Origin of the sequence: Aristaeella hokkaidonensis, assembly GCF_018128945.1 — a bacterium.
Classification (GTDB): domain Bacteria; phylum Bacillota; class Clostridia; order Christensenellales; family Aristaeellaceae; genus Aristaeella; species Aristaeella hokkaidonensis.
In genome coordinates, this window is record NZ_CP068393.1 from 502,347 (window position 1) to 514,783 (window position 12,437).

15 protein-coding genes are annotated in these 12,437 nt (G+C 53.5%); 6 read left to right on the top strand and 9 right to left on the bottom strand.

Annotated features, from left to right (window positions below; translation table 11 throughout):
- Positions 1-54 precede the first annotated feature (54 nt).
- Together JYE49_RS02335 and JYE49_RS02340 are read left to right on the top strand one after the other, a co-directional pair.
- Positions 55-879: a hypothetical protein gene (locus JYE49_RS02335; RefSeq protein WP_093955873.1), complete on the top strand. Its 825-nt coding sequence runs from the start codon at positions 55-57 to the stop codon at positions 877-879.
- An 18-nt stretch (positions 880-897) separates the two neighbouring features.
- A complete protein-coding gene (locus JYE49_RS02340; RefSeq protein WP_093955874.1) occupies positions 898-1,728 on the top strand; it encodes a GNAT family N-acetyltransferase in 831 nt (276 codons plus the stop codon).
- 57 nt (positions 1,729-1,785) lie between these two features.
- On the opposite strand, the gene JYE49_RS02345 is transcribed toward JYE49_RS02340, so the two are convergent.
- From JYE49_RS02345 to JYE49_RS02385, 9 genes are all read right to left on the bottom strand, one after another.
- Positions 1,786-2,508 (bottom strand): hypothetical protein, encoded by a 723-nt coding sequence (locus tag JYE49_RS02345; RefSeq protein ID WP_093955875.1) that lies wholly within the window; start codon positions 2,506-2,508, stop codon positions 1,786-1,788.
- Positions 2,508-3,212, bottom strand: a complete 705-nt coding sequence (locus JYE49_RS02350; RefSeq protein ID WP_093955876.1) for an ABC transporter ATP-binding protein — start codon at positions 3,210-3,212, stop codon at positions 2,508-2,510. Before JYE49_RS02350 ends, JYE49_RS02345 begins: the two co-directional genes overlap by 1 nt.
- Complete coding sequence (locus tag JYE49_RS02355; protein ID WP_093955877.1) at positions 3,205-3,570, bottom strand: GntR family transcriptional regulator; 366 nt, start codon at positions 3,568-3,570, stop codon at positions 3,205-3,207. The genes JYE49_RS02350 and JYE49_RS02355 overlap by 8 nt, the downstream gene beginning before the upstream one ends.
- Before the next feature lie 141 nt (positions 3,571-3,711).
- Complete coding sequence (locus JYE49_RS02360; RefSeq protein ID WP_093955878.1) at positions 3,712-4,374, bottom strand: peptidoglycan-binding domain-containing protein; 663 nt, start codon at positions 4,372-4,374, stop codon at positions 3,712-3,714.
- 174 nt (positions 4,375-4,548) lie between these two features.
- On the bottom strand, positions 4,549-5,064 hold the full coding sequence (locus tag JYE49_RS02365; protein WP_283399281.1) for an AAA family ATPase: 516 nt from the start codon (positions 5,062-5,064) through the stop codon (positions 4,549-4,551).
- A gap of 39 nt (positions 5,065-5,103) precedes the next feature.
- Positions 5,104-6,252: a serine hydrolase domain-containing protein gene (locus tag JYE49_RS02370; protein ID WP_179217158.1), complete on the bottom strand. Its 1,149-nt coding sequence runs from the start codon at positions 6,250-6,252 to the stop codon at positions 5,104-5,106.
- A 193-nt stretch (positions 6,253-6,445) separates the two neighbouring features.
- Positions 6,446-6,712, bottom strand: a complete 267-nt coding sequence (locus tag JYE49_RS02375) for a hypothetical protein (RefSeq protein WP_093955881.1) — start codon at positions 6,710-6,712, stop codon at positions 6,446-6,448.
- A gap of 88 nt (positions 6,713-6,800) precedes the next feature.
- The gene (locus JYE49_RS02380; protein WP_093955882.1) at positions 6,801-7,382 is read right to left on the bottom strand and encodes a TetR/AcrR family transcriptional regulator; all 582 of its coding nucleotides are present in this window, start codon (positions 7,380-7,382) and stop codon (positions 6,801-6,803) included.
- On the bottom strand, positions 7,352-8,227 hold the full coding sequence (locus JYE49_RS02385; RefSeq protein WP_093955883.1) for an EFR1 family ferrodoxin: 876 nt from the start codon (positions 8,225-8,227) through the stop codon (positions 7,352-7,354). Before JYE49_RS02385 ends, JYE49_RS02380 begins: the two co-directional genes overlap by 31 nt.
- 209 nt (positions 8,228-8,436) lie before the next feature.
- On the opposite strand from JYE49_RS02385, the gene JYE49_RS02390 reads away from it, so the two are divergent.
- The 4 genes from JYE49_RS02390 to JYE49_RS02405 all read left to right on the top strand — a co-directional run bounded on the left by JYE49_RS02390 (position 8,437) and on the right by JYE49_RS02405 (position 12,417).
- The gene (locus JYE49_RS02390) at positions 8,437-9,186 is read left to right on the top strand and encodes a DUF5058 family protein (RefSeq protein ID WP_179217159.1); all 750 of its coding nucleotides are present in this window, start codon (positions 8,437-8,439) and stop codon (positions 9,184-9,186) included.
- A gap of 16 nt (positions 9,187-9,202) precedes the next feature.
- Entirely contained in the window at positions 9,203-9,886 is a 684-nt protein-coding gene (locus JYE49_RS02395) for a hypothetical protein (RefSeq protein ID WP_093955885.1), read from the top strand.
- Positions 9,883-11,322, top strand: a complete 1,440-nt coding sequence (locus JYE49_RS02400) for a M20/M25/M40 family metallo-hydrolase (RefSeq protein ID WP_093955886.1) — start codon at positions 9,883-9,885, stop codon at positions 11,320-11,322. The genes JYE49_RS02395 and JYE49_RS02400 overlap by 4 nt, the downstream gene beginning before the upstream one ends.
- Positions 11,323-11,493: 171 nt before the next feature.
- Complete coding sequence (locus tag JYE49_RS02405) at positions 11,494-12,417, top strand: hypothetical protein (RefSeq protein WP_093955887.1); 924 nt, start codon at positions 11,494-11,496, stop codon at positions 12,415-12,417.
- The last annotated feature ends 20 nt before the right edge of the window (positions 12,418-12,437 follow it).

Here is a 12,437-nt window from a genome sequence, read left to right on the forward strand (position 1 = left end):
AGAAGGTATATGTTAGAATCAGCTCTGACAATCTGATGAAACGGAGTTATCTCCATGCATGTAGAGAAAATAAAAGACCTGGAGCCCTGGATGGATTTTATCCGGGAAGTAAACAGCGATCCGGAGTTGGCCAGCCCGTGTATCTGCACACCTTATTACTTTGAACGCAACCTGCTGATGGCAGTGAACCGCCCGGGACAGACCGTGATTGGAGTGTTTCAGGATGACGAGCCGGCAGGACTGTTCGTATTCATTGTCAGTCCGGATGACCAGAATGTTGAGATGAAGGTGGACGTCTGCCGCAGTGCGGAAGCTTATGAAGCAGTAATTGAATACATGCAGAAGGAGTACGCCGGTTATCAGGCAGATTTCGTATTCAACCCGGCCAACCGCCTGCTGACGGACTTGCTGATCCGGAAGGGCGCAGCGTTTGATCCGGTACAGGTCAGGATGGTGTTTTCCGGCAACTGCCCCACCATCGATACCAAGGGTGTGGAAGTGCTTTCTGAACGCTATCATGAACAGTACCTTGCTATGCATACCCGGGACGTGTTCTGGACCGGGGACAAAGTAATCGAGGCGGACAAGTTCCGCGTGCTCATTGGCGTTGAAAACGGATCCGTGGCAGGCTATCTGGACGTGACCTGCAAGATGGGTGAAAATGAGGTGTTCAACCTGCAAGTGAAGGATCCTGCCCGGGAAGCGGAATGGAGCCGGAAAATGCTGACAAAGGCCCTGGAGATGAACAGGCCCAATGGAATGATGGTGCTGGCGAACGAAGATACCGCGGAGGTGAACCTGTTCGAATCCGTTGGCTTTAAAAAAGTGCCGGAACAGCGTTATGTTACGGTGACATGGATCCTGCCCGCCAGGAAATAATCAGAGAAGAAGAGAATTATGATGCAGACAGAAGTAATCAAAAACCTGGAATCCTGGACGGACTTTATTAAGGAAGTCAACAGTGATCCGCGGTTTGCCAATCCTACAATTGCTACGCCGGAAGCATATGAAAATAAAATTATACGGGCGGTGGATGATCCTGAAAAGCTGGTGCTGGGTATCCTGGAAGACGGGGTACAGCAGGGTCTGTTTGTTTTCAGCGTCCTGAAGGATGACCGGTACATGGAAATGCTGGCCGGCTTTTCCCGCTCCGGAGAAGCATACGAAGTTATGGCAGAATACCTGCAGGAATGTTTTCCGGGATTTGAAGCTGATTTTGTATTCAATCCGGCCAATGACCTGCTGACAGACCTTCTGAAACGGAAAGGAGCGGAACTTGATCCGGAACAGCAGTTCATGAAACTGACCGGAAATCCGCCGGCTGTGGATACCGAAGGAATTGAGCTGCTAAGCGAATCCAGGAAGGAGCAGTACTTTGCCCTTCATAACAAGGATATGTACTGGACCGGTGAGAGAATCGCGGAAGAATCGGAATTTTACCGGGTGTTCATAGCTGTGGAGGATCAGCGGGTGGTCGGATACATAGACGTGACCTGGCCAAAGAACCCCAATTATGTGTGGGACATACTGGTAGCGGAAGAATGCCGCGGCAAAGGATGGGGCAGGAAACTGCTTGCAAAAGCCATTGAAATGAACGAATCCGGCGGTATGGAGCTGGACGTGAATACGGACAATGTCCCGGCAATCCGGCTGTATGAATCCATGGGCTTTACGAAAACGGAGGGGCGGAATACTGTTTCAGCCTTCTGGAATATTCCGGAAGCATAAAAGTATGAAAAAGAGGGTGCGCATGAAGCGCACCCTCTGCTGTTCTGCAGAATGAGATTAAACACTCAGGTACAGGTCCATCAGCCGGGCCGTGATGATATACATCACAGTGGCGAGGACCAGTGCGATGGCACCCTGAAGCAGGAACATCACAACAATATCCAGGGAAGCGGGCACGAGACCCATAATCTTCTGAATACCGAAGTTGAGCAGGGCGAACAGCACGAAAGTGATGACCATGCTGCCCTTTTGTCCGTTCAGCAGGGAAGAGCAAATCACATCCGCCAGGTAGGCGGTGGTCACGCTGCACAGGATATCGCAGATGATATAGACAAGCAGCGCTGACAGGTGCGGAAACGTCGGCATGAGACCGATGCCGAAATTCTTCAGGAATGAGGTGATAAACTCCAGTTCCTGCTTGATCAGTGAAAAGTTCAGGAGGCAGATGCCCAGTCCGACGGCACCGATGCCCAGCATGGAAAGGCCGTTCTCCGCCACCTTGGCTCCGAGAATCCGGTAGGTGCTGTTGGGCGTCATGAACAGCATGTATCCCTGACGGGTGTTCATATCCTTATGCAGAGTGACCAGGCTTATGATACCGATCGCCAGCAAGCCGCAAAGGAAGGTGAACAGGAACAGGGACAGACCCAGGGTGACGGTTGAGTTGTTGCCGGTCCAGTAGCCATAGAGGAAGATGCCTTCAAAAATGACGAGCAGTGCGAGAAGAACCAGTTTCGGGAAGAGGGTTTTCCTGAATTCATATTTCAAAAGCCGAAGCATTATGCCTGCACCTCCCCGTGACCGAAGATAGCGCGGTAGCGGTCCGCCATAGAGACGCCGTCCACTTCCCGCATTTCTTCCAGATCCCTGACTTCAATCAGGCGGCCGCTGCGAATGAACACAGCCCGGTCCGCAATTGCTTCCATCTCTTCCACCAGATGGCTGGACAGGAGGAGCAGTTTTTCCGGGACAGCCGCGTTGAGAATTGCGGAGCGGATTTCATCCCGGGCCAGCAGGTCAATGCCGTTGAAAGGCTCGTCCAGCATATAGACCTTTGCGTCCCTGGCCAGGGTCAGGGCAATCTTCATTTTTGCCACCATACCGCTGGAGAGGGTCCTGATTTTATCCTTTTCATTCAGGCCCATATCATGAAGTATGCGCAGGAAACTGGACATGGAGAAATCTTCAAAGAAATCCTGATAGTACTTTCCGGCGGCTTCGATGTTCATCCAGTCGTAGAAATAAGGTTCTGTGGACATATAGGCTACGTCTTTGCGGCTTTCGATTCCAACGGGTGTTCCGTTGAAAAAGACTGTGCCGGAAGTGGGCTTCACCAGGCCTGCTGCCATCTTCATCCAGGTGGTTTTGCCGCTGCCATTCGGCCCCAGCATCGCGTAAATATGCCCGGGCTCCATGGACAAAGACACACAGTCAACGGCGGTTTTGACGCCGTATTTCTTGGTCAATTCCTTGCTCTCAAGCATGATCTGTATCCTTCCTTTCATTCAGGAACCGGATCGCGTCATCATGATCCATCCCCAGCGCGGCCAGATCGCGGAAAAAGCGATCCGCCGCTTCGGAAGCCATCTGTGCACGCAGGGCTGAGATGGTTTCCCTGTTTTCCGTGACATAGGTGCCCATGCCGCGGCGGGTTTCACACAATCCCTCGCGTTCCAGCTCCTGATAAACTCTTGCCGCTGTATTCGGGTTGATGGAGAACTGCAAGGCCAGGTCTCTTCCGCCGGGCAGCTTTTCCCCCGGGCCGATCGTACCGGTAACAATCGAACTCTTGATCCGGTTGACTACCTGCAGCCAGATGGGGCTCATGGGATCAAAGTCCATAGCCATCCTCCTTCAGCAGTGACTTAGTGTACGAGGTAGATAGTACACTATGACTCGCTGCTTGTCAACCCCTGGGCAAAAAAGATTGCACGGACGTATGCTGCCCGTGCGAAAAGGGGAAAAATATGGAAGGAAGGTGGATCACTTATACTGGCTGAGCCCGGATTCCGGACTGGTGGCGTACAGGTACAGATTGGCCAGCGTCAGGGGCCCGGCAATGCCGTCCGTGGAACTCATGCCGGAAGCCTCCTGGTATTTACGGACGGCATTCTCGGTGTTGGTGCCGTAAATGCCGTCTGCGGAGCCGCCCAGGTAGCCCATGGCGATCAGGATGGTCTGAACGGTTTTGACCCGGTTGCCCACAGAGCCGTTGCACAGGGTGGAGTAATCTCCGCCGAACACCGGATCCCGCCCGCCGGTTGCAATTTCCGGCAGGATCGATTTCAATACGGCAGGGAGCTTTTCAGTGGTTTTCGGGGTAACCTGTTTTGAAGTGGAAGCGTTGTTCTTCTTTTTCAGCACTGCGTTGATTGCACCCTGCGTATCCGCACCGGCCAGGCCGTCCACGGTCAGGTCGTTTGCTTTCTGGAACTTTTTGACGGCTTCCTCAGTTTTGGACCCGAACACACCATCCGCCTTTCCTTTCAGGTATCCCAGGGAAATCAGGGATTTCTGCAGGGACTTCACATTGTCGCCTGTGGAATTGAGGGAAAGGGTGGCGGGTTTCACAGCATAGGAAACGGTACAGACAGAAAGCAGAAGCACAAAAATCAGAAACAGGCTGAGAAGCTGTTTTTTCATCATTCTGCGTTCCCTCCTTCAGAATTGGCAGTTTTTTACAATGAGATAATATCACATTATTTCCAAAATGTAAACATAATATTACAAAACAATTACACATAGAAGAAAAATGTTACAAATACTACATAAATAAACGATGCGTCCGAAGGCGCATCGTTCAATGATCGGTTCCTGTGATCAGGCAAGAATGGACAATAGTCTGCTGAGATTTTCCTCAACAGGCAGGGTGCCGTCTATGCGGGTTACGGGGCAACGGACAGTATCCAGCCACTGCGTCACATAGTCATCCGGCCGGCTGTCGGTCAGGGCGTACCACTTCTGCTCTTTTTCGTACAGGTCTCCGCCGGGAAGCACCCGGTCTCCGAATTTCTGATATGAACGATCCCTGACACGGCGGCTCAGAACCTCCCTGGGTACTTCGATCAGCACAATATGGTCCAGGAAGGCAGGCAGCTTGTCCCCGTAATCTCCTTTGACCGCAGCAAACACGAAGCGGCGGTCTTCTTCGATCAGACCTTCCAGGTGCCGGATGACTTCCTCTGTGCTTCTGGGGGCTGAATAGAGATAGGAAGGGTCATCCTTTGGGAAATATAAGTCTTCATTGTCAATGAAACGGTAACCCAGGCGTTCTGCCAGCTGCCTGCCCAGAGTGCTTTTGCCGCAGCCGTTGAGGCCGCAGATCAGGATTCCCATCAGTATTGTTCCTCCGATTTCTGTATTGTTACCGGCAGATCAGTCCAACGATGCGTACATGGAGGCCATCAGCTTCGGAATGAAGCGATAATGTTCACCCGGGCGGTTGGTGGTCAGGTAAACGCAGGTAAGATTTTCCTTCGGATCCACGCAGAACCAGTTGCCGAAAGCACCGTCCCAGCCCCACTCTCCGACGGAACCGTTAATGTCCGCCAGCTCGGGATTGGTCATGACGCGTACACCGAGGCCGTAGCCGTAGCCCCGCTGGGTTTCCCAGTTGTCGCTTTTCCGCTGTTCAGGGGTCAGGTGATCCGTGGAGATCAGGTCGATCGTCTTCCGGCCGAGAATCCGAACGCCGTCCAGCGTGCCGCCGTGGAGCAGCATCTGGGCGAAACGGGAGTAATCCTTTACCGTGGAGAACAGGCCGCCGCCACCGCTTTCAAAATCCGGCTTTGAGGACGGATAATTCCGTTCGCCCGGCTTCATGCCCTCAGTAATATGGTACAGGGTGGCAATCCGATCCTGCTTCTCAGCCGGCACAAAGAAGCCGGTGTCGCTCATGCCGAGGGGATCGAAGATGTTTTCCTTCAGGTATTCGCCCAGGGATTTGCCGGTCAGCACCTCCAGGACAACACCAAGAACATCAATGGAGAAACCGTACATCCATCGTTCGCCAGGCTCAAAGGCGAGGGGAAGCTGGCCGACGAGGTTGACATATTCTACAGAGCCAGGGAAGGGAAGACCGCTGGTCATCCATTCATTTTCCTTTTCACTGCGGATCCGGCCAGCGGCGGTGTCTCCCCAGCCATAGGGGACGCCGCTGGTCATGGTGAAGAGCTGCCTCAGGGTCACTTCGCCTTTGGCGTCCACGAGCTCATAGGAACCGTCCGGCTTTTCCTTTGCGATCTTCGGGTTTTTGAATCCGGGCAGGTACTTGCTTACGGGATCCCAGAGCTTGAAAAGCCCCTGCTCATAGAGCTGCATGACGCCGGCCACGGTGATGACCTTGGACATGGACGCAATGGGGAAAATGGTATTTTCAGACATTTTGATTTTGTTTTCAATATCCGCGTATCCGAAGCTTCCTTCAAACAGGACTTCATCATTCCGCAGGATCCGCGCGGAACAGCCGGCAATCTCGCCGGAGTCCACGAAGCGGCTGAGAGTGTTCTGAATCAGATGGTTCATGGATATTCCTCCTTCGGGGGAAATGTGATTTTCGGACTGAGATAATCGGATTATATCATTCTTTTGCATCTCTGCACACCAGTAAACGATGAGAAACCGGATTTCCACGTGAAGTTCAGATCAGACACGTATATGAAACGGAGGACCGGAATGAACCGATCCTCCGTTCTGATAATCCAGCAGTGTTCTCTCCTTATCGGGAACCGTTCCGGATGGTACGGATGAGATAGAACCAGGCTGCGGATTCAGGAATCATAATGAACAGGGCAATGGGGCTGATAAGTGCATGGCGGAAAGGGAGCCCCGGCTGGATGGCGGCATAGGTTACGCCGCAGGCCAGCCAGCTGAACAGGACGTCCATCACCGTCATGGCAATGATCCGGATCCGGCTGGCTTTGTTTCTGAACGCAGTGGGTTTGTTTTCCGTTTCTGTCTGGTTTTCTCTCACGGTGAGATTCATGCGTTTTTCCTCCTCGGGAGCGGGACTTTTTTTCAATCGGTTATACGTACCCGCACAGGAGGATGGCAGTAAAAACCATAAAGCTGTTTCAGAAACTGATTAATTTTTTCCAGTATTCTGTCAGTGTTTTACGGAGTTTTTCAGACTTGAGATATACAGGATCAGACGGCATTTTACTCCAGATGATGGCCTCGGAACCTTTAATGAGAATCCTTGCGAGCGTCAGGTCATCCACATCCAGGGTATTTCCGACCGCGCCGCTTTCCTTCAGCCTGGTAAGGGCCCGGGCAAGCGGAGGAATCATTGCTTCCAGGGTTCTGTCATGCAGGGCGGAGCGTACGGTCCAGTGGAGTTTGTTTCCCTGAAACATGCGGGTATAGGAATCAGCAGTCCGGCCAAGCTCATTCAGGAAATGGTCAATGATCTGTTCCATATCCAGCGTATCGTCATCCAGAATAGTGCTGACCCGCCTGGTATATGCTTCCATGAAACTTTCTGCCACTGCTTCAAAAAGTGCTTCTTTTGACGCAAAAAAATGATAGAAGCTCCCCGTGACAACATGGGCTTCCTCCAGGATCATTTTGACGGAAGTCTTTTCAAAACCATTTTCAAAAAAGACTTTCGCTGCGGCCTGGATGATTACGTCTCTTGTTTCGCCTCTTTTTGCCATAATTCCCTGTCCTTTGCAAGATCATTGACTGAAATATACGGATTCCGGTACAGTTTGCGTTTTTCCGGGAGCCCCATGAACCTGACAAGCGACGCTTTCGAATTCGACGCATCCATGAGCTTCCGGTCTCCTTCTTTTATATTATACCCGATCGCACGTTTCGGACAACTGACAACGCACGCCATACAGTTGGTACAGTGATGCTGAAAGGCTGGTTTTCCGTTTTCCAGGATAATATTCCCGCAGGGGCAGACCCTGCTGCACAGACCGCATGAGATACAGTCAGCACTGATGGTAAATGGATTGTCCGCATACTTCAGCAATTCCAGATACGGAGCCATGATGCGCTCCCTTTTCCGCCGGATGAACGCGCTTGCACGGGGATAATCCCGCTTTTTTCGCCGGGCAATATCCTCTGCAATTTTCCGGAGCTTCCGTTCAGCCTGAGGAACCATCAGTTTTGCGGAAGGGAACGGGGGATACACAATGGCATAGTTTGCCACATTGAATACTTTATTACCGTAGTCCAGGGTAATTCCCCTGGCAGCAAGAATTCCGGCAAGCTTTTCGCAGGCCATTCCGCAAATAAAACTGGGCATAGCGACTGCAAATATATAGGCGTTCGGATTGACAGACAGCTTTTCCACAAAAGCGGCTGCCGGCGCAGGCATGGACCAGTGATACACAGGAAATATAAAGCCAATGACGTCACAGTCTGTTGCCGGTACTTCTTCCGGATTGACTCTCATGGATATGATCTCCGTATCCTTCAGCTGCTGTGCGATCACCCGCGCTGCCCGCATACTGTTTCCTGTTCCTGTAAAGTAGTAAATTCTTCCTTTCATGGATTGTTCCCCCTTAAAATAGAATATCGTTCTACAAAATCATAACAGAGGAAGACCTCGGGTGTCAAGAGAAAATAGAATAACGTTCTATAAAGCTGAAAAGATAGATCCGTAATGAGCAGCAAGGAGAATAGTATATTCTTGAAGCCGGGTTCCTGATGTAATATAATTCTGATGATATCGGTTATCCGGACAGGAGGAATATGCAAATGAGCGTTCTGGAGCAGCTGAACGGCGGAGGAGTGTATCTGATCTGCGGTTCAATCGTGGCATTTATTGCCGTGGTCTGTGTGATTTTTATGGTGCGCGCCTGGCGGGCGGGTAAAGCCCTGGGCATGGATGTGACCCGGATGAAACGGGCGGTTACGGCCAGCGCCACCTTCTCCGTGCTGCCCAGCGTGGGCATCCTGCTGGGCGTCCTGGCCCTGAGCGGAAGCCTGGGCGTACCGTGGCCGTGGCTGCGGCTGTCTGTTATCGGCGCCCTGCACTATGAGACGCAGGTGGCGGACGCGGCGGCGGAACAGCTGGGCGTCTCCCTGGGATCCGGCCAGATGACGGCCCAGGCCTTCCCGACGATCGCCCTGCTGATGAGCATCTGCATCATGTGGGGAATGATCCTCTCGACCCTTTTCAATAAGAAATACCTGAACCGTCTGCAGCAGGGCGGAAAAAAGGAAACCCGTACCGGCGGCGGCTTTGGTGACAAGGCGATGACGGCCATGTTTATCGGCATGGTGAGCGCCTATATCGGCAGCTATGTCGGCGGATGGATTTCCGGCGGCGGTCTGTTTTCCTTCTCCGGCAGCTGGACGCCGCTGGCTGTTGTGGCCGCGGCGGCACTGGCGATGGCCGTGTTCACCTACTTCTCCGAGAAGAAGGGCATGGCGTGGCTGGACAACTTCTCCATCGCGGGCAGCATGCTGATCGGTATGCTGGCGGCGGTGCTGATCGGTCACTGAGAGGGGAGTGAGAGAAATGGACAAACAGAAGAACTATGAAGCTTACCTGAAATCCACCCACCGGCTGGGTCGGATTGTTTCCATGATTACGCTGGTGCTGCTGGTCGGCGCACCGTTCATGATCGGCACGCTGCTGGGTGCGGGTCCGGACCTGGGCGCGGTAGCCCGGGGCTTCCTTTCCGTAGGCCTGGTCTGGACGGTTTCCAGCGTGGTGGAATTCCTGGTCTACACGCCCATGCTGGGCGCCGGCGGAAGCTATCTGGCCTTCATTACCGGCAACCTGATCAACATGAAGATTCCCTGCGCCATGAACGCGAAGGAACTGGTGGACGCCAAATCCGGCACAGCGGAGAACGAGGTGATCGCGACCCTGTCCATCGCCACTTCCGCCCTGGTGACGATTGTGGTGCTGGCACTGGGCGTGGTGCTGCTGATTCCGCTGCAGCCCGTGCTGCAGAGCCCGGTGCTGGCTCCGGCTTTTGCCAATGTGGTGCCGGCGCTCTTCGGCGCCATGGCCTATAAGTATTACCGGAAGGATCCGCTGCTGGCGCTGATTCCCCTGACGGTGATGATCGTCCTGTTCACGCTGGTGCCGAGCCTGACGTCTTCCACCAGCTTCATGATCATTCCCGCCGGCGCGCTGGCGATTGCCCTGGCCTGGATGAAATACCGCCGGGAGACGAAGGGAGCAGCCGAATGATCGTACTGTGGATTATGCTGGGACTGATCGGCCTGCTGTTGGTTCTGCTGCTGGCCGCGGTGATCCGCACCCTGCTGATTCCGGGAAAGCAGTCCACCTACCGGCCGGATCCGGATCCGGAACGGGCGGAAAGCTATGCCCGGAAGCTTGCCGACATGGTCCGGTATGAGACGGTGTCCGTGCCCGGAGAAGATCAGCGGGAGAAGTTCCTGGGCTTCCATAAGGTGCTGGAGGAGCTGTTCCCCCTGGTGCACCGGGAACTTGAAAAGACGGAGATTGACGGCAACCTTCTGTTTTACTGGAAGGGGCAGAAAAGCGACCGCCCGCTGGTGCTGATGAGCCATCAGGACGTGGTACCCGCGGAAGGCACCTGGGAACATGAACCTTTCTCCGGGGATATCGCAGACGGCAAAGTCTGGGGCCGGGGAGCCTCTGACACAAAGTGTTCGGTAATGGCCTTCTTCCAGGCGGTGGAAGAGCTGCTGGCAGAAGGATATGTTCCGGCACAGGACGTGTACCTGTCCTCCTCCTGCACGGAGGAATGGGGCGGAGACGGATGCCCGAAGCTGGTGGCCGAGCTGGAAAGACGCGGGGTGAAACCGTATCTGGTCTGCGATGAAGGCGGCGGCATCATTACCGAACCCATCGGCGGTATTCACGGCAACTTTGCCATGGTGGGCGTGTTTGAAAAAGGCAAGGCGGACGTGCGCTTCACCGCCAGATCCGGCGGGGGCCATGCCAGTGCTCCGCCTGCTCATTCCCCGGTGGCAAGGCTGGCTGCCTTTGTGAACGAGATTGAGACACATCCCGTTTTCCGGCGGAAGATGCCGAAGGAAGTGGCGGCAATGTTTGAAACGCTGGCACCCTATGCGGGCTTTCCGCTGAAGCTTGTGCTTTCCAACCTGTGGCTGTTCCGGCCGATTCTGCTGAAGGTGCTGCCCATGATCAGCGCGCAGGCGGGCGCTATGATCCGCACCACCATGGCGTTTACCCAGATGAGCGGATCCGACGCCTGCAACGTGCTGCCCCAGGAGGCGAGCGTTTCCGCAAACATGCGGTTTATTCCGCACCAGGGCATGGAAGAAAGCCTGGGGATTGTCCGGAAGCTGGCGGAAAAGCACGGGCTGGATATGGAAGTGCTGGCAGCCAATGATTACACAGAGCCGGTGGATATCCAGGGAGAAGCCTTCCGGACAGTACAGCGCGTGATTGCGGAAACTTTCCCGGGCTGTGCCGGAAGCCCCTATGTGATGACAGGCGCCACGGATTCCCGGTTCTATCAGAAGATCTGTGACAACGTGGTGCGGTTTGCTCCGGTAATCTACGGACCGGAACAGATGAAGGGTATGCATGGAGTCAATGAAAATATTGAGTATAATTGCTTACCGGGAGCAGTGGACTATTACCGAAATCTGATAAAGTCTGCAGGCAAATGAAATAAATTCACTTCGTGAATTTGTGAAATATGGCTTCGCTATATGAAATACCGGCCTTCGGCCAATGTGAAATGTTTGCTTCGCAAACGTTGTATTTACTTTTAATTCGGATTGCAAGGTATCCGGGCAATATGGTAATATGACGGGGAAAATACAAGGAGGAATAAAGAAATGAAGCATAACGGAGTGTGTTTCAGGCTGATCGCGATCGTGCTGGTGCTGATGCTGGTGTTTTCCTGCGGGAATGTGCTGGCAGAAGAAGGGGATTCCTCCTGCCCGGCAGCTGAATCCGAAACCGTGGCAACGCTGCTGAAGGTGCCGGATTTCAAATTCTTTGTTCGTGAAAACGGAATCGGCAAGGGTTCCTGCCCCATCTATACTGCCCCTTCGGAGGATTCCATCCGGCTGGCTGACGGGAAAGCGGCCTGCAACGTGGAAACCGAAATCAGCGTGGGCGGGTATGTGGACAGCTGGCTGATGGTCCGCTGCGAATTGAAGGATGGGAGAGCCCGTGTGGGTTATATTCCGCCGAAGTACTGCAAACCCCTGAAGGCGAATATTTCCAGGCTGACACTCGTCAGCATTCCTGTAAAACTGGCGCAAAGTATTGATATCACGGATAATCCACGTTCCAACACCACACCTTTCGGGACGCTGCAGAAGGGAACGGAAATTACCATACTCGGCAAATATACCTATACCGGCAACTGGTGGTATGTGGAAACCAAGCTGAACGACAGGCTGACCCGTGGTTTTATTGATCGTGACTGGGCGGCGCTGAAGATTGACGGCAAGGTTTATACCGGTAATGAGGAGCTGGGTTTCCCGGCAGTTTCTCCGATGAACACCACAAAAACCGGCATGATTACTGTTAACGGCAACTCTGATGAGGCCATGATCGTGCGGAGAAGGTCGGATCCGGAATCCAGCATGGTGGCCCGGGTCTACGGAGGCGATAGTTATCCCTGCTACACAGAGGAAATTGGTTCTACGGAGAAGACCTGGTATTACATCTGGGTGGACGGCGTATGGGGATGGATCTCATCCGGCCATTCGCAGTACACGGCGAACGACGAAATCACGGACCTGGATTAAACGATAAGGACAGGAACAGC

Coding starts and splice junctions, on each gene's coding strand:
- JYE49_RS02340 (WP_093955874.1), top strand. CDS start 898: ATGATGCAGACAGAAGTAATCAAAAACCTGGAATCCTGGACGGACTTT.
- JYE49_RS02390 (WP_179217159.1), top strand. CDS start 8,437: ATGAGCGTTCTGGAGCAGCTGAACGGCGGAGGAGTGTATCTGATCTGC.
- JYE49_RS02395 (WP_093955885.1), top strand. CDS start 9,203: ATGGACAAACAGAAGAACTATGAAGCTTACCTGAAATCCACCCACCGG.
- JYE49_RS02400 (WP_093955886.1), top strand. CDS start 9,883: ATGATCGTACTGTGGATTATGCTGGGACTGATCGGCCTGCTGTTGGTT.
- JYE49_RS02350 (WP_093955876.1), bottom strand. CDS start 3,212: ATGCTTGAGAGCAAGGAATTGACCAAGAAATACGGCGTCAAAACCGCC.
- JYE49_RS02370 (WP_179217158.1), bottom strand. CDS start 6,252: ATGAACCATCTGATTCAGAACACTCTCAGCCGCTTCGTGGACTCCGGC.
- JYE49_RS02405 (WP_093955887.1), top strand. CDS start 11,494: ATGAAGCATAACGGAGTGTGTTTCAGGCTGATCGCGATCGTGCTGGTG.
- JYE49_RS02345 (WP_093955875.1), bottom strand. CDS start 2,508: ATGCTTCGGCTTTTGAAATATGAATTCAGGAAAACCCTCTTCCCGAAA.
- JYE49_RS02335 (WP_093955873.1), top strand. CDS start 55: ATGCATGTAGAGAAAATAAAAGACCTGGAGCCCTGGATGGATTTTATC.
- JYE49_RS02385 (WP_093955883.1), bottom strand. CDS start 8,227: ATGAAAGGAAGAATTTACTACTTTACAGGAACAGGAAACAGTATGCGG.
- JYE49_RS02355 (WP_093955877.1), bottom strand. CDS start 3,570: ATGGACTTTGATCCCATGAGCCCCATCTGGCTGCAGGTAGTCAACCGG.
- JYE49_RS02380 (WP_093955882.1), bottom strand. CDS start 7,382: ATGGCAAAAAGAGGCGAAACAAGAGACGTAATCATCCAGGCCGCAGCG.
- JYE49_RS02375 (WP_093955881.1), bottom strand. CDS start 6,712: ATGAATCTCACCGTGAGAGAAAACCAGACAGAAACGGAAAACAAACCC.
- JYE49_RS02365 (WP_283399281.1), bottom strand. CDS start 5,064: ATGGGAATCCTGATCTGCGGCCTCAACGGCTGCGGCAAAAGCACTCTG.
- JYE49_RS02360 (WP_093955878.1), bottom strand. CDS start 4,374: ATGATGAAAAAACAGCTTCTCAGCCTGTTTCTGATTTTTGTGCTTCTG.